Origin of the sequence: Actinoplanes sp. TFC3, from assembly GCF_001553785.1 — a bacterium.
Taxonomy (GTDB): domain Bacteria; phylum Actinomycetota; class Actinomycetes; order Mycobacteriales; family Micromonosporaceae; genus Actinoplanes.
Genome location: NZ_LOJP01000002.1, coordinates 75,738 through 97,376 on the forward strand (window position 1 = coordinate 75,738; position 21,639 = coordinate 97,376).

Here is a 21,639-nt window from a genome sequence, read left to right on the forward strand (position 1 = left end):
TATCGGTTGCCGGCGGGCCGGCTTTAGGCGACTGCCATGCTTTGGCGGGCTGCGACCGTACTCTTGATCATGGCTCGGAAGGACGGCACGGTGACCGGGTCCGGCCAGCCGGCGGCGTCCCAGACCGATCCCCTTTTGAGGGACTGGCCGCAGTGCAGGAACAGTTCCTCGACCGATACTTCGACCCGGATTCCGGCTCCGTCCTGGTACAGCGCCGCCTGGCCGTTGAGCCGCACGGTCTCATCACGGCCGGGGACGATGAACAGCATGCCGACGTTGGGGCATTCGAGGATGTTGCGGAAGCTGTCGAGGCGGCGGTTGCCGGGGCTGTCGAGGAACGCCACGGTTTTGTCGTCGAGCACAGTGACGCCGCCGGGAGCCTCGCCGCGCGGGGAGACGTCGACTGAGCCGTCCGCTCCGGTGGTGGCCAGCAGGAAGAACGTGGCCGCTTGCAGGAACCGGGCGCTTTCCGCGTCGATGAACGAGATGGCCTTGTCGCGCAGGTCAGCGTGGGGCGGCGGAACAATCGCGCGCAGTTGCTCCGAGGTGGTGATCCTCATTCGGTCTCGCCTGCCTTCCAGTAGCCCGAGAAGCAGTGGGCCTTGCTGTCCCAGCCACGTTCCCTGCACAGGTATCTCCGCACGTCACGCACGATGGCGGCCTCGGCAGCGACCCATGCGTACGCAGTGCCGGCAGGCAGGTCAGCCGACCGCACAGCTTCAGCCAAGCCGCCTCCCACGGTCCAGGTGACATCCCTGGGCAGCTCACGAATGTCGCGCTGATGCGGGATCTGGACGAAGACACGTGCGTCGACCGAGGCGGGCAGCGTTTCGAGCAGGGACGAGATCGCGGGCAGTGCGGTGTCGTCGCCTACGAACAGCTGCCAGTCGTGCTCGCCGGGTTCGTATTGCACGGCTCGGAAGTCGTCGTCGGGGGTGGGGCCGACGATGCCGAGGACGCTGCCGGGACGGGCGGCCCGTGCCCAGGCCGAGGCGGGTCCGGCGTCGCCGTGCAGGGCGAACTCGATGTCCACCAGGTCGCCGTCTTGGGAGCGGATGGTGAAGGTACGCATGATGGGCCGTACCGCTGAGGGCATGGCACACCACTCGCCGTACCAATCGCTGGAGAGGGGCAGCACGGGCCGATCCTGACCGGGAAGCGCGAGCAGGATCTTGATCCGCTGGTCGTAGCCGTGGCTGGTCATGCTCGCGCACCCGGCGAACGTGATGCGCACGAACGACGGGCTGAGCTGGCGAACCTGCATCACGGTGGCCTCGACCACCGCGGTCATGCCGACACCCGATGCCGGCCGATGGGCACGATCATCGGTGTGTGGGACACCGGGTCGGGTACCACCTGGCATCTCATCCCGAAGACTTCCTCCACCACGTCGGCGGTCAGCACCTGGGTGGGCTCGCCCGCGGTGACGATCGCGCCGCTCTTCATGACCACCAGATGATCGGCGTAGCGGCAGGCCAGGTTGAGCTCGTGCAGCACCATGACCACTGTCGCGCCCTCCGCCTCATTGAGGTCGGTGAGCAGGTCCAGCACCTCAACCTGGTGGCTCACGTCCAGGTAGGTGGTGGGTTCGTCGAGCAGCAGGATGCCGGTACGTTGGGCCAGCGCCATGGCAATCCACACGCGCTGGCGCTGACCACCGGACAGTTCGTCGACCGAACGCGCCGCCAGCTCCAAGGTCCCGGTCGCCGTCAGAGCCGCCCCTACCGCATCCTCGTCCTCGGGGTTCCAGCGCCGGAACCAGCCCTGGTGCGGATGCCGGCCCCGGCTCACCAGGTCGTTGACGGTGATGCCGTCCGGCGCGACCGGGCCCTGCGGCAGGATGCCCAGCTTGAGTGCGACGTCGCGGCTGGGTTCGGAGTGGATCGACTTGCCGTCGAGCAGCACCGAGCCGGCCGACGGCGACAGCAGCCGGGCCATGCCGCGCAGGAACGTCGATTTACCGCAGGCGTTCGGACCCACGATGATGGTGACCTTGCCGGTCGGGATCTCCAGGTTGAGGTCGTTGACCACCCGGCGTTCCCCGTAGCCGAGCGACAGTCCCTGGGCTTGCAGGGTGGACGGTGCGGGCACGGTCATCCTCCTCGTCCGGTTCGGTTCGACGTGGCGAGCAACCACAGCAGGTAGGGCGCGCCGATGATGCCGGTGACCACGCCGACCGGGAACGGCGTCGATCCGAGCAGGTGGGAGCCGATGAAGTCGGCGGCGAGCACGAGCACCGCGCCGAACAGCCCGGCTTGCAGCAGGGTGGGGCGTCCGCCGCCGACGAGCCGGGCGGCGATCGGGCCGGACACGAAGGCGACGTAGGCGATCGGACCGGCGGCGGCGGTTGCCGTGCCGGCCAGGCAGACGCCGATGAGCAGCAGGGCCAGCCGGCTGCGTTCGATGGGCAGGCCGAGGCCCTTGGCCACGTCGTCGCCGAGCTGAAGACCGAGCAGCGCGCGGCCGAGCATGAGCGTGAGCGGCACGAGGATCAGCGAGGCAACCGCGAGCGGGCGGACGTCGGCCCAGGTGCGGCCGTTGAGGCTGCCGGAGAGCCAGATCAGGGCATCCGAGGCGACGCGTACGTCCGCACGGGTGAGCAGGAACGAGGTGAGCCCACCCATGGCCGCGCCGACGCCGATGCCGACGAGCACGAAGCGGTAGCCGCCGACGCCCTTGCGCCAGGCCAGCAGGTAGATCAGCAGCGCGGTGGTCACGGCTCCGGTGAGCGCGACCACGGAGATGACAGTGCCACTGGCCGCGAAGATCACGATGGCCAGTACGGCCGCAGCGCTGCCCCCCGAGGTGACTCCGATGACATCCGGGCTGGCCAGCGGGTTGCGGACGAGCTGCTGGAAGATCATCCCGGACAGCCCGAACGACAGCCCGGCCAGCGTGCCGACGATCGCCCGGGGCAGCCGCAGCGTCTGGATGATGTAGTCGACCTGCGGCGGGGTCTGCCGGCCCAGCAGCGAGCGCACGATGTCGGGCAGCGACACCTGGAAGGATCCGTACGACAGGGTCAGCGCGAACAGCACCACCACCAGGATGGCGAGCACGATGCTGACCGTACGAGCCCGCGCGAACTCCCGGCGCCGCGCCACGGAAATGATCTCCACACTCACAGTTCGGCCAGCCTTCCGCGCCGGACCAGGATCACGAAGAACGGTGCGCCGATGATCGCGGTGATGATGCCGACCTGCACCTCGCCGGGCCGCGCGATGACCCGGCCGAGCACGTCGGCGAGCAGCAGCAGCATCGGGGCGAGCAGCATCGAGTACGGCAGTAGCCACTTGTGGTCGGGGCCGGTGATGATGCGGGCCATGTGCGGCACGATCAGCCCGATGAACACCAGCGGGCCGGCCATCGCGGTCGCGGTGCCACACAGCAGCACGACGGCGGCCGCGGCGATCAGCCGGGCCACGGCAACGTTCTGCCCCAGCGAGGTGGCCACGTCATCGCCGAGCGCCAGCGCGTTGAGCGACCGCGTCGAGATCAGCGCCACGATCACGCCGGCGATCAGGAACGGCAGCGCCTGCCACGCGATGTCGGCGCCACGCCCGGACAGAGATCCAACCTGCCAGAAGCGGAATTGATCGTACGTCCGCACATCGGTGACCAGCACGCCAGTGGTGAACGACAGTAGCGCCGCGGTCAACGCCGCGCCGGCCAGGGCAAGCTTGACCGGGGTGGCACCCCCGCGACCCAGCGAGCCGATGACGTAGACGGCCACGGCTGACACCGCGGCCCCGGCGAAGCCGAACCAGACATAGCCCGACAGGCTGCCCACGCCGAAGACGCTGATGCCGATGACCACGAACAACCCGGCCCCGGCGTTGATGCCCAGGATGCCCGGGTCGGCCAGCGGGTTACGGGTGACGGCTTGGATGATCGCGCCCGCCAGCCCGAGCGCCGCCCCGGCGAGCAGGCCGACGAAGGTGCGCGGCAGCCGTACCTCGGTGACGATGAGGTGGTCGCTGCGGTTGGGGTCGGCATGCGACAGCGCGTTGAGCACCGTGCCGAACGGCACGTGCTGCGAGCCGACGGCCAGGCTCAGCAGGGCCACCCCGGCAAGAACCGCCGCGGTCACCACGAGTCCCGTGGTGAGCGCGGCGGCTCGCCGGACGCGAGAGTCCGGCATTGCCTCAGCCCAGGGCCGCGGAAAGCAGCGGCGGAACCTTGTCCAGGGCGTACCTGATGCCCAGCACGGAGTTGCTGGAGAACGCGTTGGAGATCGCCGGGTCGTCGAGGTAGACGACGTGGCCGGCCTTGACCGAGGGCACGTTCTGCAGCAGCTTGTCGTTCTTCACCTCGTCGGTCTTCACGCCGATCATGAAGATCGTGGTGAGGTCGGCGTCGAGCAGGCCGACCTGCTCCTGGGAGAGCGGGATGAAGAAGTTGTCCTTCTTGAGCGCCTCGACCTTGTCGGCGTTCTTGAAGCCCAGCTTCTGCAGGAAGTCGATCCGGCCGTCGCCGCTGACGTACGCGCCCCAGCCCTGGCTGGACTTCACGCCGGCGCTGACGGTCTTGTCCTTGAACGTGGGGTTGGCCGCGGCCACCGAGGCGTACTGCGCCTCGAGGTCGGTCTTGAGCTTGGCCGCCTCGGTGGACTTGCCGAGCGCCTTGCCGACCAGGTCGAGCTGCTGATCCCAGGTGGTGGTGTACGCGGTGGCCCCGGCCGGGATGCCGACGACCGGCACGCCCAGCGCTGCAAGCTTGTCGTAGCGGTCCTTCTCACCGCTGGCCCGGGTGTCGAGGATCAGGTCGGGCTTGAGCGACGCGATCTTCTCCATGTCCGGCTCAAGCGTGCCGACCATGGTGGGCGGGGTGGTGTACTTGCCCTGGTTCCACGGGCCCTGACCGTCGCCGCCGAAGGCCAGCCAGTCCGAGTCGCCCACCGGCTGCACGCCCAGCGCGAGGGCCACCTCGGCGTCGCTCCAGCCCAGGGTCACCACCCGCTCGGGCTGCTTGGTGATGGTGATGTCGCCGAACGCGGTGGTCACGGTGGCGGGGAAGGCGGCCCCGGCCGAGCCAGAGGCGGCCGGCGCCGCGGCGTCGTTGCCCTCCGTACCGGTCGTGGAGCAGGCACTCAGGGTGACGGCTGCGGCAACGGCGGCCAGCAACAGCCGGCGGCCTCGGTTGGGGACGAAACGCATGGCGGAGGACTCCGTGGTTCGGCGAAGGTTTGGCTTACCTAACCTTGCATACCACTAGATCATCAAGCCGGTGCGGAAAAGCTCACACGCTCGGCCCTTCCAACCCGCCCCAACGTGCCTGCCAATCCCGGCTAAACCGACAACTCACCACCGCCTCGACCCCGTGACCAGGAGGTTTCAGGCAACGTGCAGCTGCGTTGCTGCAGGTGTGACCGGAGGCGACCGGCAGCGCCGACGATTACGTGTTGCTGCAGGCGACTGCGGCTCCGAACGACGCCGTTCAGTGGTTGGGAGCGCACGCTGGGCACCTCAATCGCGCGCTGGCGCCCGGCTTCAGCGTCGAGGTTCACCTCATGTGAAGCAGCGCGCCCTTGTCCGGCTTGCCGCTCGGGGCGACGGGGACCCGGTCGATGACGGTGATCGTTTGCGGGACCGAGGTCTCCCCGAGCCGCGCCCGCACCAGCTCGCGCAGCCGGTGCGGGTCGGGGACGGCTGAGGGGACCACGTACGCGTGCACGGCCTCCCCCGTCGTCTCGTCCGGGCGGCTGATCACGTATGCCTCGGCGACTGCGGGGTCGGTGGCCAGGACGCGTTCGATCGGGCCGGCGTAGACCAGGGTGGCCTGCACGATGATGACGTCGCGGGTGCGGCCGGACAGGCTCAGGTAGCCGTCGTCGTCCAGGCTGGCAAGGTCACGGGTGCGGACCCAGCCATCCACGAACACCTCCGCCGACTCGGCCGGGGCGTTCCAGTAGCACTGTGCCTGCGACGGGGTGCGGACGTACAGTTCTCCGTCTCGGAGGGACAGTGCCGTGACTGTCGGAGGGCGGCCGACCGTGGTGCGGGTTGCCGGGCCGGTCAGCATCTCGTCGGGTGTGAGCATGGCGATCATGCCGGTTTCGGTTTGGCCGTAGCCGTGGAAGACCACCGGGCCGAGCACGTCCAGGGCCTCGGTCAGCCGGTCGGCGTCCAGGGGTGAGCCCGAAACCACGAGGGCGCGCAGGGTGCTGAGGTCCGCCGGGTTGGCGCGTTGGTCGCGGACGAGCTGGTTGAGCTTGCCCACCGTGATCACGCTAGCGGTGGCCCGGGTTTCCACCAGCGCGTCGGGGAAGATCGGGCGCCGCGCGACCACGAGCACACCGCCAGCGGCCAGGGCGAGGATGCCGTATTCGAGCATGACCTGGCTGCTCAGCGAGCCGAAAACCAGGTACCGCTGCAGGCGGGGGGCAAGGTCGGCGATCGCGGGCGGCCAGCGGTCGGGGTAGGGCGCCCAAGCCGAGGACATTGCCGCGTACGTCTGAGCACACCCCTTCGGGTTGCCGGTGCTGCCGCTCGTGTAGATGATCCGGGCGATGTCCCGGGGTCGCCCGGCCGCCACCAAGGGAGTGCCGTCGTCCGGCGTGGCAGCAAGCTCGGTGACCCGCGCATCGTCGATCAGCAGCGCGTCGTCGCGGCTCAGCAGGGATGCCAACTGCTCCGCAGTGAGGCCGGGACGCAGCCCGGAGACCCGTGCACCGACCGCGAACGCTGCGATCGTGGCCGCGAACGCGTGGGCATGTACGCCGAGGTTGAGGGCCACGCCGGCACCTGGCCCGATTCCGGCAGCACGCAGGCCGCTGGCGATCCGGCGGATCAACCCGCTCATCTCCACGGCGGTGATCACCTGGTCGCCGTCCTCGAAGACCGGGCGGCTGTCACCGGTGGCGAGCAGGTCCAGCACGGGCTGGGGCCAGATCTCACGAGGCATCGGCCAGCACACCCTTGAGGAACACGGCGAGCGGCTGCTGGTGTACGGCCGGAAGGTTCCAATGGTTCTCCAGGTTCTCGGCCAGGTGGTGCACGGCGAGGATCTGGCCGTCGCGGTACACCCGGACCACGGGGTGCAGGTAGCTCGCGTCGTGGGCGGCGGCTGCGTCGTTCTCGGCGATGCGCGGCACGGTGATGTCGAACGGGTCGACCTGGTCGTGGTCGGGGCCGTATTCGAGGGTGGCGACGATGGCGAAGGGTCCGGGGCCGAGCCCACCGTCTTTCAGGTACGCCACCGGCACTTCCTGGTGGTAGTGCGCGCCCTGGTCGTCCAGTGTCACCACGTCGGCGAGCACCGCGAACTGCTGCCACAGCGCCGAGGTCACGTTGATGCGCGCGATGATGGCGTCGGTGATCGCTTCGGGGGTGGCGTCCAGGCGCTCGGCCGGCCATGGCTGGGCGTGGTACCGGGCTTCGAGGATGCGGTACAGGGCTCTGACGCCGTACCGGAATCCGTGAATGAAGCCGTTTGTCGATTTCTTGAAGTCGCGTTGCTGGGTGAGGGTGCCGGCGAAATAGAGGCCGGGGATGTTCACCGATTCGAACGCCGGGGTCTGCTCGGGGAAGCGGTCTTCGATCACCAGGTTCGGGCGGGCCGAGGTGTCGAAGATGGACGCGTCGAACCGGAAGCCGGTGGCCAGGATGACCCGGTCGTAGTCGAGTTCGCGGAGGCGTTCGACAGTGCGGGCGTACCGGAAAAGGATGCGGAACCCGCCACCCTCGCGCGCGGTGATCTTCTCGATTGTGCCGTCCAGGACGGCGTTCTGGCTCTTGAGCTGGTACGTGTCCAGGAAGTTGTTGTTGACCGCACGCAGGTGCCCGACGTAGTGGGTCTGCCAGGCCAGCTTGACAGAGTGCGGGCCGGCCACGTGCACGACGGCGGTGGTCTCGACGAGCGCGTCGGCGGTTTCGAACGCCGAGTTGCCCTTGCCGACGATCAGCACGCGCTGGTTGGTGAAGTCGTCCGGGTCGACGCTGACGGTGTCGTAGCGTTCGGCCAGCTCGGCGCCCTCGATGTCGGGCACATAAAGCTGGGGGACGCCGGTGGCAACTATTACGCGTCTGGCGGTATAGGCCGCATCCCCCGCCTGGACCTCGAAATCGGCGCCTGCCTTGGCAACGCGCGTGACCCGGGTGTTGTAGGTGACGTTCAGACCGCGCGCAAAGTCATGCAGGTAGCGGACCAGATCGTCCGCGGCCGGGAAGTAGCGCTTGCTGTAGTTCTTGAACAGCAGCGCCGGGTCGTCGCTGAGCAGCGAGTTCCAGTCCGCGCGCAGGTTGTACTCCGGATCGCCGGACCCGGTCCACACCTTGTTGATCGAGATCAGCTGGCGGTGCCGCGGGTACGTGCGGAAGAACGTGCCCGGCCCGGCGCCGGCCTCCAGGACCACGTAGTCGTGGCCGTCGCGCTGCAGCAGGGCGGCGAGCTGCAGCCCGGCGGGCCCGGCCCCGATGATCAAGTAGTCGTGCGTCATGCGACCGGACCGTACTGACGCGATTTCAGAGCGTTCTGAGAATTCGTCTCTACCGTCCGGACCCATGACATATCAGGTGGATCTGGCGGGTCCGCTACGCCTCGGGGATCTGCGGGCGGCCCGGGACCCGATCACGGTGCTGGCCGGGCCGGACGTCCGGGAGCGGGTCACCGCGTCGCGGGTGTTCCTGGCCAAGGTGCTCGGCGACGACCGGGCGGTCTATGGCAACACCACCGGCTTCGGCGCGCTCGTCGGGTACGCCGGCCGCGCCGACCAGCGCGACCAGGCTGACAACACGCTCGCGCACCTCGGCGCCGGTCAGGGGCCGGACCTCGATCCCGGGGTGGTGCGGGCCACGATGCTGATCCGGGCCCGCTCGCTGGCCCAGGGCGCGTCCGGGGTGTCTCCGCACGTCATCGACGCGCTGGTGGCCATGCTCGGCACGACGTTCACCCCGGCGATGCCCCGGCTCGGTTCCGTGGGGGCCAGCGGTGACCTGATCCCCCTGGGCGCGGCGGCACAGGCGTTGCGGGGCCGCGGGTTCGCGTACGTGGACGGCAGCCGGCTCCCCGCCTCCGAGGCGCTCACCCGGACCGGGCTGGAGCCGTTGCCACTCGACGGGCGCGACGCGCTGGCCCTGGTCAACGGCACGTCGCTGACCACCGCGGCCACCGCGCTGGCCCTGCACCGGGTGCGCACCTCGCACCGGGTCCTGCAGGTGCTCACCTGCCTGCTCACCGATCTGCTCGGCTGCGACCCGCAGTTCCTCGACGCCGACCTGCTGGCGCGCTACCACCACCGCGGGGCCATCGACGTCGGCTCGTTCATGCGTCAGGTACTGGCCGGGGCGTACCCGTCGGGTGAGCGGGCGTTGCAGGAGCCGTACAGCATCCGGTGTGCGCCGCAGTTGCTCGGGGCGGCCGAGGATGCGCTGCGCTATGTGGACGGTGTGGTGGCCGCCGACCTGGCCGGGGTCAGCGACAACCCGCTGTTCTTCCCCGGCGAGGACAAGGTGGTGCACGGCGGCAACTTCTTCGGCCAGCCCGCCGCGTTCGCCGGGGACGTGCTCGCCATGGTCATCGCCCAGCTCGGCAACCTGGCCGAACGCCAGCTCGATCTGCTCGTCGACCCGGTGCGCAACGGTGGGCTGCCGCCCATGCTGGCCGCGGGACCCGGTCAGCAGCACGGGTTGCAGGGCGTGCAGCTCGCGTCGACAGCGCTGATCGCCGAGATCCGCCGCGATGCCATGCCGGCCAGCATGCAGAGCCTGCCCACGAACCTGCACAACCAGGACGTCATCCCGCTCGGCACGCAAGCCGCGTTGCGGGCACTGGACCAGGCGAACCTGCTCAGCCTGATCACCGGCTCGCTGGCCCTCGGGCTGCGCCAGGCGGTGCACGTGGGTGCCCGGACCCCGACCGCCACCGGGTGCGCTCAGGTGCTGGAGGCGCTGGCTGTGGCCGTACCGCCCATTGATCCGGACCGGCCGCTCGACGGTGACGTGCGAACGGCCGCGAGGGTCATGGAATCGCTTGATATTTCTCTGATTTCTGACTTCTACGGTGAGGGCCGTGATGCTTGATTATCTGATCATCGGGGCCGGACCGGCCGGGTTGCAGCTCGCCTCGCTGCTGGAGTCCGACGGTAAGCGCGATTATCTGGTGCTGGAGGGCTCGGACGCCCCTGGCGCTTTCTTCACCGTTTATCCCCGGCACCGGACGCTGATCTCCATAAACAAGCCGCACACCGGCACCGACGATCCGGAAGTCAACCTGCGCCTCGACTGGAACTCGTTGCTCAGCGACGACCCGGAGCTGCTGTTCACCAAGTACACCGAGCGCTATTTTCCGTCCGCCGACGTGATGGTGCGGTATCTGGCCGACTTCGCACGCGGTTTGAAGATTGCCTACAACGCGCGGGTCACCACCGTCTCCCGGCACAAGGACGTCTTCACTGTCCGCGCCGGCAACAGAGAATGGCAGGCCAGGCGCGTCATCGTCGCCACCGGCGTCTCGAAGCTCTACCGGCCCGGCATTCCCGGCTTCGAGCTGGCTGAGGGCTACGACGAGATGCCCGTCGACCCACGCGACTACACCGATCAGAGAGTGCTGATCGTCGGCAAGGGCAACTCCGCGTTCGAGACGGCCGACAATCTGATGGAGACGACCACGCTCATTCACGTGGCCGGACCGAGCTCGGTGCAGTTGGCCTGGCGCACCCATTACGTCGGTCATCTGCGTGCGGTGAACAACAACTTCCTTGACACATACCAACTGAAGTCGGCGAACGCGATCCTCGACGGAACCATCAAGCGGATCGAGCGTGACGGCGACGGCTACAAGGTCGCGTTCAGCTTCTCGCGGGTGCAGGAAGTCGTGAAGGAACTGCATTACGACCGGGTGCTGGCGTGCACCGGCTTCCGGTTCGACGCCTCGATCTTCGACGATTCGTGCCGCCCGCAGCTCGCCGTCAACGAGCGCTTCCCGGCGCAGACCGAGGAATGGGAATCGGTAAACGTTCCCGGGCTCTACTTCGCCGGCACGATCTCGCAGGAACGCGACTTCAAGAAATCCACTAACGGTTTCATCCACGGCTTCCGCTATGCGGTGCGAGCGCTGCACAACATCCTGGAGCGCCGGTACGCCGAAACGCCCTGGCCCGCCGACAAGCTCGACGGCACCCCGGACGCCATGACCGCAGCGATCATCGAACGGGTCAACCGCACCTCGGCGCTGTGGCAGCAGTTCGGCGTGCTCGCCGACGTGGTGACCGTCGCCGGGGCAGACGCGCGGTACCACGCCGAGGTGCCGGTCGCCTACTTCGAGCAGACCGGGCTGTTCACCGCCGACCACGACTACGAGCACGCTTTCGTGATCACCCTGGAGTACGGCCCCGAGCATGACCAGGTGGACCCGTTCGACATCACTGTCAACCGGATCGCGCAGGACGCCGTGGGCCAGGCGCACGACGCGGCGTACCTGCACCCGGTGGTGCGATACCACCGCGAGGGCCAGCTGATCGCCACGCACCACCTCGCCGAGAACCTGGAGAACGAATGGAACCGGCCGCAGGTGCATGTCAAACCGCTTGAGGGTTTTCTGGAGCGCTGCCTCAGCGGCGCCGAGGGCTGACATGGACCCCGTGCACCGGGACTTCTTCGACGGCGGGGCCGGAGCCGAGCGGACGCTGCGGTCCAACGTGACGGCGTTCGAGCGGCTTCGGGTCGTACCGCGGGTGTTGCGGGCCACCGGGGAGCGGGACCTGCGCACCACGCTGTTCGGCTCCGAGCTGGCCACGCCGGTGCTGGTCGCCCCAACCGCGTTCCACAAGCTCGCGCACCCGGACGGCGAGGCGGCCACGGCCCGGGGTACCGCCGAGGCGGGTTCGCTGATGGTAGTCAGCATGGCGGCCACCCTGGGCGTCGAGGACATCGCGGCGGCGGGCGGGCCGCTGTGGTTCCAGCTCTACCCGCAGCCCGACCTCGCGTTCACCGAGGCGGTGGTCAAGCGGGCCGAGGCAGCCGGGTGCCGGGCGCTGGTGGTGACGGCCGACTCGCCGGTGTTCGGCCGGCGCGAACGCGACCTGCGCAACGGGTTCCTCGACCTGCCCGCGGGGCTGGTGTGCGAGAACCTGCGCGACGACACCGGCGCGGTCCGTCCGATCGCGATGGACGCCACGCTCGGGTGGGACCGGATCGCCTGGCTGCGCGGCATCACCGGGCTGCCGATCCTGCTCAAGGGCGTGCTGCACCCGGCCGACGCGCGGCTCGCGGTGCAGCACCGGCTCGACGGGCTGATCGTGTCCAACCACGGCGGACGGCAACTCGACGGCGCGGTGGCCTCGGTTGATGCACTGCCGGGGGTGGTCGAGGCGGTGGATGGCCGGATGCCGGTGTTGCTGGACGGCGGGGTCCGGCGCGGGATTGACGTGCTGATCGCGCTGGCCTTGGGGGCCGATGCAGTGCTGGTGGGGCGGCCGGTGGTGCACGCTTTGGCGGCGGGTGGGGCTTTGGGCGTACGAGATGAGCTGCTGAAGCTGACCGCCGAGCTGGACCATGCGATGGCTCTGGCCGGGGCGAAACGGGCGGCCGGGCTGACCCCTGATCTCGTGGCGGTGTCCCGGTGAGGGCGGTGATCCGGCTCCGGGAATGGATTTTCGAGAAGGTGAACGGCGCCGAGGGAATTCCGGTGCCCGGACCGCTGGTCGGCGCCGAGCATTTCGAGCGGGTGTATTCCGATCCGGCAGCGGATGGGCGCAGCCGGGGCGCCGGGCTCTCCGACTTGTTCTGGTACTGGCTGGCTCCGGGGCCGCAGATGCATCAGGAGCATCTCGAACCGGGTGAGCGGTATCGGACCGTGGCTCGCACGACGCGGCAAGTTCTTGCCATTCCGCATCAGCGCTCAGAAGCGCTGGCGGCGGCCGCAGCCTCTCGCGTCCTGGAAACTCTGCCGGCGCAACGACGAAGCTTGCTGAGGCTGCGGGACCTGATGATGCCGATCTGGGCCGAGGTCTACTACGAACTCGTCTTCGGCGAGCCGTGCCCCCGCGACGCCCGGGACCTCATCGTGGCCAATGCCCACGATGTGGTCACCGCGTTGAAAGGCTTGAGCCTGCGGCACCTGGATCGCCGCGATCGGCTCACCCGCTATCTGGTGGAGCGCATCGAGAACGGCACCTGCCCGGTTGTGCTTCCGGAACCGTTCACCGCGCAGGAAACAGCGTGGTACCTGCAGGGCGCGTTCTTCAACACCGCTGTTGTGCAGATGTCCGAGGCAATGGCCCATGTGTTGTTGTGCGCGCAGGGCTTCACCGCAGTGGACGATGATGACGCAATCGACCGTCTCATCGACGAGACGTTGCGAGTGCACCCGTTGTTCGGCATCGCGCACCGGATCACGTCCGCGCCGATCGTTGTCGACGAGCACGTCACGCTGCCGGCCGGCTCGGTGCTGTTGTTCAACTATCTGGCCTATCAGCGCACCGGCCCGGCCGCCGACGAGCATTTCGACCCGGACCGCTGGCTGACCCTCAAACGCAGGGACGCGCACTTTCTTCCGTTCGGCATCACGGCCAATCGTGCCTGCCCCGCCCGCGGTTCCGCGCCGGTGATGATGCGCGCCGTTACCCGCACAGTGCTGCGCCGTTTCGCCATTTCCTCCTCCGTCGTGCACACGCGATCGCTACCCAGCCGGGGACCCGCTTATCTGACGCCGCCCGGGATCAAGGGTCCTTCCCTGACGCTGCTGCGGAGGTTGCGCGCCACCGACAAGGCCCAGGACTTCGGCCGTTCCCTCAAGCAGCTCGTTTTCGGCACCTGGATGGTGCTCGACGCCCGGCGCCAGAAGCTCTGCGCCACCTACTTCGAAGAGGTAATGCAGTGACTCCCACCGAGCTCGCCCCGCGGTTCTTCATCGCGGTCGTCGTGATCCTGGTCTTCTGCCGGCTGGTCGCCTGGCTGCTGGGCAAGGCCGGTCAGCCGCCCGTGGTGAGCGAGATGCTGGCCGGCGTCCTGCTCGGGCCGTCGCTACTGGGCCTGCTGTTCCCGCACGCGCAGGAGGCGTTGTTCCCCGCTCCCCTGCTGCCGGTGCTCTACGTGGTCGGCCAGGTCGGGCTGGTGCTGTTCATGTTCCAGACCGGGTACGCCTTCAAACAGCACAAAGTCACCCGGATGGCCGGCACCGCGGGCGCGGTTTCGCTGGCCGGCATCCTCGCGCCGCTCGCCCTCGGGGTCGTGCTGGTGCTGTTCACCGCCGACGCGGTCCCCATCCGGGCCGAGGGCACGTCGCTCGGCGTCTCCGCCGCGTTCGTCGGCGTGGCCCTGGCCATCACGGCGTTCCCGATGCTCGCCCGCATCATCACCGAACGCAATCTGACCGGCACCCGGCACGGTTCGTTGGCGCTGGCCAGCGGGGCCGTCGACGACGCGGTCGCGTGGATCATGCTCGCCGTGGTGCTGGCGTTCGCCTCGGGTGAGGCGGGCCCGGCGTTCGTGACGGCGGGCGGTGCCGTGCTTTTCGGCTTGCTGGCGTGGATCGGCGGCAAGCGGGTGACCGGCGCGTTGCTGGGCACCGACCGCCTCACCGATCAGGGCCGGATGCTCGGCGTGGTGGCCCTGCTGTTCCTGGTGGCCTGGTACACCGACGAGATCGGCCTGTACGCGGTGTTCGGCGCCTTCGTGCTCGGCGTGGTCATGCCCACGAACGAGCGCGCCGACCGGGTGATGGACACGCTGACCCCGATCGCCTCCACCGTGTTCCTGCCGCTGTTCTTCACCTTCTCCGGCCTGCGCACCGAGTTTGCGCTGCTCAGCAACCCCGCGGTGCTGCTGTTCGCGGCGGCCTGCGTGACCGTCGCCATCGTGGGCAAGTTCGGTGCGTGCTGGGCGGCGGCGCGGTTACGTGGTGAACCCGGACCGGTCGCGGTGCGCGTGGGTGCCCTGATGAACGCGCGGGGCCTGATGCAGCTGATCGCGTTGAACGTCGGGCTCGACGCCGGGATCGTCAACCCGTCGTTGTTCACCGTGCTGGTGCTGGTCGCACTGGTCACCACGATCATGACGACGCCGCTGCTCACGCTGATCGACCGCCGGGAGGCACGCGTTCCCTTTTCTACACCCGGCGCGGTGCTCACGGGTAGTCCTTCGGCCGGTTAATTGAAGAGACAAGTTTCACCAAGCATTTATGGTCGTCCATGTGCCAAGGTCGGGGAATGCACCGTTTGCTCCTGGTCGAGGACGACGCCGACCTGCGCGGGATGGTGACCGAGACCCTGCAGGACGAGGGGTACGTCATCGACCAGGCCCCGGACGGGCAGCGCGGCCTGCACCTGGGGCTGACCCGCTCGTACGACGTGATGGTCATCGACCGCCTGCTGCCCGCGCTCGACGGCCTGGATCTGGTGACCCGCCTGCGCTCGCGCGCCGTGGCCGCCCGGGCGCTCATGCTCACGGCGCTCGGCACGGTGGACGACCGGATCGCCGGGCTCGACGCGGGCGCCGACGACTACCTGGTCAAGCCGTTCGACCTGGACGAGCTGAGCGCCCGCATCCGCGCCCTGTGCCGGCGCACCTCGGATTCCACCGACGTGCTGCGCCTCGGCCCCGGCGTGCTCGACCTCTCTCTGCGCGATGCAGCGCTTCCCGACGGCACCCGGGTGGCGTTGTCCGCGCGCGAGTTCGAGCTCCTGCGCGTCCTCGCCGCCCGCCCCAACGCCGTGCACTCCCGCTCCTCGTTACGCAGCCAGGTGTTCGACGAAGCCGCCGCGGCCTCCATCGTGGACACCTACGTCTACTACCTGCGTCGCAAATTGGGCCGCGGCGTGGTGCAGACCGTGCACGGCTTGGGCTACCGCTTGGGATCCCTGTGACCCTTCCGCTCGAACGCCAGATCGTGCGCCGGACCCGGCTGCGCATCGGCCTGCTGGTCGGGCTCGCGATCAGCGTGCTGCTCGCCCTGGCCGGCGTCATCGCCTACGCCGTGCTGCTGCACAGCCAGGAAGAGCAGATCAACCGCGAACTCGGCTACGGCGCCCTCAACGGGACCACCGCCGGGCCACCCGGCTGCAGCTGGATTTTCTTGTACGACGGCAGCACCCTCGACACCGGTGACCGCCCCGCCCCACCCGGTTTCCCCCTGCGCGACGCGATCGACGAGGTGAGCCGGACCCACGCGGACACCACCACTCAGATCAACCGCAACGGCACCACCTATTACGTACGAACCCAGCCCCGCGGCGCCGGCGTCGTGCAAGCCGTGTTCGACGCCCGCTTCCAGCTCTCCGACCGCCGGCACCTGCTGATGGCCTTCGGGCTGGCCGCCGCCGTGGGCCTGCTGGCCGCCGTGCTGACCGGCATCCTGGTCGGCCGCGGCGCGGTGGCCCCCTTGGCCGAAGCGCTCGGCAAGCAGCGCCGGTTCGTCGCCGACGCCAGCCACGAGCTGCGCACCCCCATTGCCCAGGTCCACACCCGCGCCCAGTTGCTCGCCCGCCGGGCCCGCACGACCGGCTCTGACGCCGACCGCCGCGACTTGGAAAAGCTCGTCGGCACCACCCGCCGGCTGGGCGAGATCGTCGACGAGCTGCTGCTGTCGGCTCGTCTGGCCGCTGCCCCGGCGGACCTGCCGACCGGCCCACCCGTCGATGTGGCCGCGCTGGCCAGCGAAGCCGTGGCCAGCGAAGCCGACCGGGCCGCCGAGAAGGACATCTTGGTGCAGCTCAGCGTGTCCCCGGACCCGCTTCCGGTGGCGGGCATCGAATCCGCGTTGCGACGGGTGATCAGCGAGTTGCTCGCCAACGCCCTGACCCACACCCCCGCCGGCGGCCGCATCGAGGTGACGGCTCGCCCCGCCGCGCGCCAGGCCGAGCTGGTGGTGCGCGACACCGGCGACGGCTTCGACCCGGCCGACGCCGGACGCCTCTTCGACCGCTTCCACCGCGGCGCCGGGGCCGGCGACCGGCGCTTCGGGCTGGGCCTGGCCCTGCTGCGCGAGGTGGTCACCAGCCACCGGGGCACCATCGCCGCCGAAAGCCGGCCGGGGTCCGGGGCCACCTTCACCATCCGCCTGCCCCTGACCGACGCCCCGGCACCGCAGCGCCCGCGAGCCGCCGCTATTGCGGTGACGTTGCCACGCTGGGCTCGCCACCCGAGCAGGTGACCGCCATCCGGACCCGGCTGTTGCCGTGCTTGAACACGACCGCCGCCGCCGAGACATCCTCCACCTTGTACGACTTGGCCGGCGTCTGGCTGACGATCTCGACCTGCGTGGCGGAAACACACTGAGCCTCCACCGTGCCGCCGACCGACGTGAAGGTCTTCGGTGAGGAGAGCGTTGGCGTGGGTTCTCCGGTTTGCGGGGCGCTCTTGCGGGGCGTGGCCTTGGTTGCTGTGACGATGGGCCGGGATGTGGCCGGCGTCAGTCCAGCGGCTGGCGTCAGCCCCACGGCCGGCGTGAGCCCAGCAGCCGGCGTTGGCCCAGCAGCCGGCGTCACTTCACCGGCTGGCGTTGGCCCGGTGGCCGGTGTCAGCCCCGCGGTCGGCGTCGGTCCAGCGGTTGTCGCAGCAGGAAACGGCGCGGTCGGCGTACCGGAAATGGCGTTGGGCCGGAGGACGGGGCGCCCGGCAGCATCGTGGCTTCCGATGGGTCGCTACCCCGATCCGCCAGCATCAGCGCGCCACCCGCGACCGCGGCGACGGCCACCCCGGCCAGCACGATCTTGCGCCACCGGACGCCGGGCTCAGCCGGAGCGACGGAAGTGGCCGGAACGGCGGCGACGGCGGCGACGGCGGGCGGTGGCGGGCTCAGCAGCGCCTGTGACACGTGCCCGGCGCTGGGCCGCTCCTCCGGTTCCTTGCGCAGACAGCGGTTCACCAGCGCGGTCACCGTGTCGGGCACCCCCGGCAACTGGCGCAGCGGAACCGGGTCCACGTAGACATGCGCCGTCAGCATCTGAGTGGTCGTCTCCACCGACCACGGCGATTCCCCCGCGAGCTGGCGGTAAAGCATGACGCCGAGCGCGTACACGTCGGAGGCCGGTTCCACCCGATCGCCGATCAGCCGCTCCGGGGCCAGGTAGCCGGGGTGCCCAGCAGTTCCTCGTCGGCGGCCGGCAACCCGGCAGCCGCCGCGATACCGAAGTCGACGACCTTGGCGCCGGAGCCGGTGACCATGATGTTGGCCGGCTTGATGTCGCGGTGCACCACCCTCTCGGCGTGCGCCGCGGCCAGCGCGGACGCGATCTGGCCACCCAGCCGGATCAGTTCGTCGGGGGCGACGGGTCCGCGACCGGCAAGCTCCTGCAGCGTGCTGCCGTGCACCAGCTCCATGACCACATAGGGAACGCGATCCCCGCCGGTCAGCGTCTCGCCGTAGTCGTAGATCCGGGCGATGTGCGGGTGGGACAGGGCGGCCGCCGCGCGGGCCTCGTCGCGGATGCGCATACGCGACACCGGGTCGGTGGCCGAGGGCCCGTCCAGCAGCTTGATCGCCACCGAGCGGCCCAGCACCTCGTCCCGCGCCCGCCACACCACGGCCATCCCGCCGCGCCCCAGCTCCTCCAGCAGGACGTAACGCTCGCCGATCACCCGCTCGCGCACCACCACCGCCGCAGTCTGCCCGACCGGGACCCGGTTCACACCCCCTGCTCGGGTTCGGCCATCCACCACTCGGTGAACTGGCGGGCCTGCCCCACATCGTCGAGCCGCAGCACCCACAGGTTGCGATAGACCGCCGCCTTGGGCTCGGTGTACGTCGTCTTGGCCTCGATGATGGCCAGGTCGTCCGAGATGATCACCGGGTGCCAGGTGAAGGTGAACGTGCCCGGGTCGTCCTTGCGGGCCAGCCAGTTGGCCACGATGGTGGCGCGGCCCAGCCACGGCTTGGCATATGGCTCGGTGAAGTAGGCGGCGTCCTCGGCGAACAGGTTGCCGATAGCGGCCGGGTCGTTGGTGTCCCAGGCCTGCCGGTAGTTCTCGATCCACGCGGTCACCGCGGCCAGGCTGGTCATGCGTACACCCGCTGCCGGAACTCGGTCACGGTGCCGTCCCACAGCACGTCGCTGACCTGGGTGAACAGGATGGCCGTGAGGTCCTCGGCCGGGTTGTTGAACCAATGCGTGCCATAACCGCCGGACCAGCCGTATTCGGGCGACACCGTGCCGACCCCCACCCCCAGCCCCCACCCGGTGCCGGCGGGCAGCAGCGCGTTGTCCTCCGCGGTCTGGGCCGGGGTGAGCCGGTTGGTGGTCATCAGCTCGACGGAGCGTTCCGACAGCAACCGGGTGCCGCCGTGCACGCCCTTGCGCAGCAGCATCCGAGCGAACGCGTGGAAGTCGTCCACCGTCGAGACCAGGCCCGCGGACCCCGACGGGAACACCGGCTCCTCCAGCCAGATGTCCGGGTCGCTGATCTCCTTGCCGCCCACATATTGCTTGGGCAGCCCGGCGGCTGGCTCAGGCAGCCCGGCGGCTGGCTCAGGCAGCCCGGCGGTGGTGAATCCGGTGTGGCGCATGCCGAGCGGGTCGAACATCCGCTCGCGCAGCACCGTGCCCAGGCGCTGACCGGCGGCGCGGGCCAGCAGCACGCCCAGCACCAGGTAACTCGTGTCGTACTGCCATTTCTCGCCCGGCTGGGTCAGCAGCGGCAGGGACGCGAACTTCTGCATCCAGGCGTCGGGATCCCAGGGCGTGCGCGGGTCGGGTGGCCCGAGCGCCAGTTGCAGCTCGGCGGCGGCGACGACGATGGGAAACGGCCGGTCGGAGGACGGCTCGGTAATCATGCCGGTGCCCATCCGGCAGGTCAGCAGGTCCTCGACGGTGGCCGGCCGGTGCAGCGCCTCGGTCTCGTTGAGCGGGCCGTCCGGGCGGGTCAGCACCCGTTGCCCGGTCAGCTCGGGCAGCAGCCGGTGGATCGGCTCCTCGAGGTCCAGGACGTCGTCCTCGGCGAGGATCAGCGTCGCAGCGGCCAGCACCGGCTTGGTGAGCGAGGTGATGCGGAAGATGGTGTCGCGGGTCAGCGGCGTGCCCCCGCCGGCCTCGGTGGTGCCGGACACGTCGGCGCGCACGTCATCGCCGCGGGCGACGAGCGTGACAAATCCCGGGATGTCGCCGCGCTTGACGCGGGCGGCCAGAACCTCATGCAACGTCATGGGATCACCTTGCCAGGGACCACCGACATTTTCGCTAACGTCGGGTGGTGACCAACCAATGGCGGCAGCTACCCGCGCCGGCCCGGCCCATCGCCGCAGCCACGGCAGCCGCGGTGACAGCGGCCAGAGAGCAGGACGCGGCGGCCCTGACCGGCGCGGTAGCCGAGCTGAGCGCGCAAGATCAAGGCCAAACCGGACTGATTCTGGGTACGGCCGTACGAGTGCTGCTGGAAACCCGCCACCCCGACGGCCTCGACGCCGACGATGTGCGCGCCGCGCTGGCCGGCACCGTCCGTGCGGCGTCGCCCTGGTGTCCCGGCGTCGACCCGCAGGTCACGCTCTATCTGCTGGCCAACGCGCTAGGGGTCTGGGAGGACGACGGCGACCCGGTGCCCAAGCCGGACCGGCTGGGCCTGCACGCCGCGCTGCTGCTCGACCACCTGATCGGGGCTGAACCGATCGAGCAGGTGCTGACCGCCGCGCTGGCCGAGATCGAACGCGCTCAGCTCAACGACTGACGCCCAGGGCCGGCGCCGATCACACGCGCGAATCTGTCACGCAGCGTAGCGGGTGAGCCGAGGCCCACCACTGATCCTATTCGGTCGACGCCTTCAACTGTGGTCTCCGGTAGGTGCTGCGCTCGGCGGATAGACGCCAGGTGCCGCTACTGCAACGGAAGGGTTCCAGTGCGCTCCCGGAACGGCGGTTCAGCATGCGGGTACTCATATTCGCGCGCGGGCCGCGACGTCCGCGGTGGTCGATTCCTGCACGCAGCTCCTATCCAGCCGGCGAGGCGGGGCTCCATGGTCGATCCGCGCGGCGCCGATGGTTGATCAAGCTCGATGAGCTTTGCCCGCGCGCTGTCGCTTTCCCACGGCGTCACTGACAGTCGCGCCGCAGCGGCCGCCGCCGTTTTCCGGAACGACGGTTCTATCCGCCTCGGCTTGGCACCGACCCGGCCACCATGGTGGCAAGATTCCGTTGTCCTATGGCATTCTCGCCACTGTTCCGGCGCGAAGCTCGGCCCTACGGTCGTCAGACGTGACCGAAGTGCTCCTCTCGCTGCACGTCCTCGCCACGATCAGCGCGATCGGCCCGGTAACCGTGGCAGCCGGCATGTTCCCCGGCGTTCTGCGCCGCGCCACCCCGGACGGCGTTCCCATCCTGCGTACCCTGCACCGGATCTGCCGCGTGTACGCCGGCCTGGGGAGCCTGGTCCCGATGTTCGGCCTGGCCACCGCGAGCAGCCTCGGCCGTGCTGGGCGACGCCTGGCTCATCGCGTCGATGGCGCTGACCGCGGTTGCCGCGCTCATCCTGACCGGCGCAATCCGGGCATCGGCGGCCTGCTGGCCACCCTTCGCATGCGCAATCGGCAAACTCGGCCCGCCCTGACCTGAATCCCCCGGCCAGACCAATCGTTGACTCCACCGGTGGCGGCGAGGTGCCGGCGCCGACCGCTGCCCGACAGGAGTCCGCCATGGCCAAGGAACGACCGGTACCCACCGGGGGCAAGCCGGCGCACCCCCGGGGCCGGCATGCCCCCGGTGGGTACCGGTCGTTCC

20 protein-coding genes and 1 pseudogene are annotated in these 21,639 nt (G+C 69.6%); 9 read left to right on the forward strand and 12 right to left on the reverse strand.

Features of this window, described 5'->3' with window-relative positions; all coding sequences use genetic code 11:
* Positions 1-23: 23 nt before the first annotated feature.
* From TFC3_RS27310 to TFC3_RS27345, 8 genes are all read right to left on the reverse strand, one after another.
* A complete protein-coding gene (locus TFC3_RS27310; protein ID WP_067507871.1) occupies positions 24-560 on the reverse strand; it encodes a pyridoxamine 5'-phosphate oxidase family protein in 537 nt (178 codons plus the stop codon).
* A complete protein-coding gene (locus TFC3_RS27315) occupies positions 557-1,291 on the reverse strand; it encodes a siderophore-interacting protein (RefSeq protein WP_067507873.1) in 735 nt (244 codons plus the stop codon). Before TFC3_RS27315 ends, TFC3_RS27310 begins: the two co-directional genes overlap by 4 nt.
* The gene (locus tag TFC3_RS27320; protein WP_082772545.1) at positions 1,288-2,097 is read right to left on the reverse strand and encodes an ABC transporter ATP-binding protein; all 810 of its coding nucleotides are present in this window, start codon (positions 2,095-2,097) and stop codon (positions 1,288-1,290) included. The genes TFC3_RS27315 and TFC3_RS27320 overlap by 4 nt, the downstream gene beginning before the upstream one ends.
* Positions 2,094-3,125, reverse strand: a complete 1,032-nt coding sequence (locus TFC3_RS27325; protein ID WP_067507875.1) for an iron chelate uptake ABC transporter family permease subunit — start codon at positions 3,123-3,125, stop codon at positions 2,094-2,096. The genes TFC3_RS27320 and TFC3_RS27325 overlap by 4 nt, the downstream gene beginning before the upstream one ends.
* Positions 3,122-4,141 (reverse strand): iron ABC transporter permease, encoded by a 1,020-nt coding sequence (locus tag TFC3_RS27330; protein WP_067507878.1) that lies wholly within the window; start codon positions 4,139-4,141, stop codon positions 3,122-3,124. Before TFC3_RS27330 ends, TFC3_RS27325 begins: the two co-directional genes overlap by 4 nt.
* A gap of 4 nt (positions 4,142-4,145) precedes the next feature.
* Entirely contained in the window at positions 4,146-5,156 is a 1,011-nt protein-coding gene (locus TFC3_RS27335; RefSeq protein ID WP_067507880.1) for an iron-siderophore ABC transporter substrate-binding protein, read from the reverse strand.
* Between the two features lie 346 nt (positions 5,157-5,502).
* The gene (locus tag TFC3_RS27340; RefSeq protein ID WP_067507882.1) at positions 5,503-6,903 is read right to left on the reverse strand and encodes a class I adenylate-forming enzyme family protein; all 1,401 of its coding nucleotides are present in this window, start codon (positions 6,901-6,903) and stop codon (positions 5,503-5,505) included.
* A complete protein-coding gene (locus TFC3_RS27345) occupies positions 6,893-8,437 on the reverse strand; it encodes an NAD(P)-binding domain-containing protein (protein WP_067507884.1) in 1,545 nt (514 codons plus the stop codon). The genes TFC3_RS27340 and TFC3_RS27345 overlap by 11 nt, the downstream gene beginning before the upstream one ends.
* 64 nt (positions 8,438-8,501) lie before the next feature.
* Here TFC3_RS27345 and TFC3_RS27350 point away from each other — a divergent pair, with 64 nt between their 5' ends.
* From TFC3_RS27350 to TFC3_RS27380, 7 genes are read left to right on the forward strand one after another with little or no spacing between them, the layout of a single operon-like run.
* Positions 8,502-10,019, forward strand: coding sequence for an aromatic amino acid ammonia-lyase (locus TFC3_RS27350; RefSeq protein WP_067507886.1), 1,518 nt, complete (start codon positions 8,502-8,504; stop codon positions 10,017-10,019).
* Positions 10,012-11,568, forward strand: a complete 1,557-nt coding sequence (locus TFC3_RS27355) for an NAD(P)-binding domain-containing protein (RefSeq protein WP_201787296.1) — start codon at positions 10,012-10,014, stop codon at positions 11,566-11,568. The genes TFC3_RS27350 and TFC3_RS27355 overlap by 8 nt, the downstream gene beginning before the upstream one ends.
* Position 11,569: 1 nt before the next feature.
* On the forward strand, positions 11,570-12,562 hold the full coding sequence (locus TFC3_RS27360) for an alpha-hydroxy acid oxidase (RefSeq protein ID WP_082772547.1): 993 nt from the start codon (positions 11,570-11,572) through the stop codon (positions 12,560-12,562).
* Entirely contained in the window at positions 12,559-13,818 is a 1,260-nt protein-coding gene (locus TFC3_RS27365; protein ID WP_067507893.1) for a cytochrome P450, read from the forward strand. Before TFC3_RS27360 ends, TFC3_RS27365 begins: the two co-directional genes overlap by 4 nt.
* On the forward strand, positions 13,815-15,089 hold the full coding sequence (locus tag TFC3_RS27370; protein ID WP_067507895.1) for a cation:proton antiporter: 1,275 nt from the start codon (positions 13,815-13,817) through the stop codon (positions 15,087-15,089). Before TFC3_RS27365 ends, TFC3_RS27370 begins: the two co-directional genes overlap by 4 nt.
* Positions 15,090-15,145: 56 nt before the next feature.
* Positions 15,146-15,802 carry a response regulator transcription factor gene (locus TFC3_RS27375; RefSeq protein ID WP_236718477.1) on the forward strand — a complete coding sequence of 219 codons (657 nt, stop codon included), beginning with the start codon at positions 15,146-15,148 and terminating at the stop codon, positions 15,800-15,802.
* The gene (locus TFC3_RS27380; RefSeq protein ID WP_067507897.1) at positions 15,799-17,088 is read left to right on the forward strand and encodes a HAMP domain-containing sensor histidine kinase; all 1,290 of its coding nucleotides are present in this window, start codon (positions 15,799-15,801) and stop codon (positions 17,086-17,088) included. The genes TFC3_RS27375 and TFC3_RS27380 overlap by 4 nt, the downstream gene beginning before the upstream one ends.
* Here TFC3_RS27380 and TFC3_RS37410 read toward each other — a convergent pair.
* The 4 genes and pseudogenes from TFC3_RS37410 to TFC3_RS27400 all read right to left on the reverse strand — a co-directional run bounded on the left by TFC3_RS37410 (position 17,042) and on the right by TFC3_RS27400 (position 20,076).
* Complete coding sequence (locus TFC3_RS37410; protein WP_153040505.1) at positions 17,042-17,374, reverse strand: hypothetical protein; 333 nt, start codon at positions 17,372-17,374, stop codon at positions 17,042-17,044. The genes TFC3_RS27380 and TFC3_RS37410 overlap by 47 nt on opposite strands.
* An 80-nt stretch (positions 17,375-17,454) precedes the next feature.
* A pseudogene (locus TFC3_RS40560) lies at positions 17,455-18,467 on the reverse strand (serine/threonine-protein kinase).
* Between the two features lie 95 nt (positions 18,468-18,562).
* Positions 18,563-18,937: a nuclear transport factor 2 family protein gene (locus tag TFC3_RS27395; RefSeq protein ID WP_067507903.1), complete on the reverse strand. Its 375-nt coding sequence runs from the start codon at positions 18,935-18,937 to the stop codon at positions 18,563-18,565.
* Positions 18,934-20,076 (reverse strand): serine hydrolase, encoded by a 1,143-nt coding sequence (locus TFC3_RS27400; RefSeq protein WP_067507905.1) that lies wholly within the window; start codon positions 20,074-20,076, stop codon positions 18,934-18,936. The genes TFC3_RS27395 and TFC3_RS27400 overlap by 4 nt, the downstream gene beginning before the upstream one ends.
* Positions 20,077-20,123: 47 nt before the next feature.
* Here TFC3_RS27400 and TFC3_RS27405 point away from each other — a divergent pair, with 47 nt between their 5' ends.
* Together TFC3_RS27405 and TFC3_RS27410 are read left to right on the forward strand one after the other, a co-directional pair.
* Entirely contained in the window at positions 20,124-20,594 is a 471-nt protein-coding gene (locus TFC3_RS27405; RefSeq protein ID WP_067509717.1) for a hypothetical protein, read from the forward strand.
* A 523-nt stretch (positions 20,595-21,117) separates the two neighbouring features.
* Positions 21,118-21,474 (forward strand): hypothetical protein, encoded by a 357-nt coding sequence (locus TFC3_RS27410; RefSeq protein ID WP_067507907.1) that lies wholly within the window; start codon positions 21,118-21,120, stop codon positions 21,472-21,474.
* The last annotated feature ends 165 nt before the right edge of the window (positions 21,475-21,639 follow it).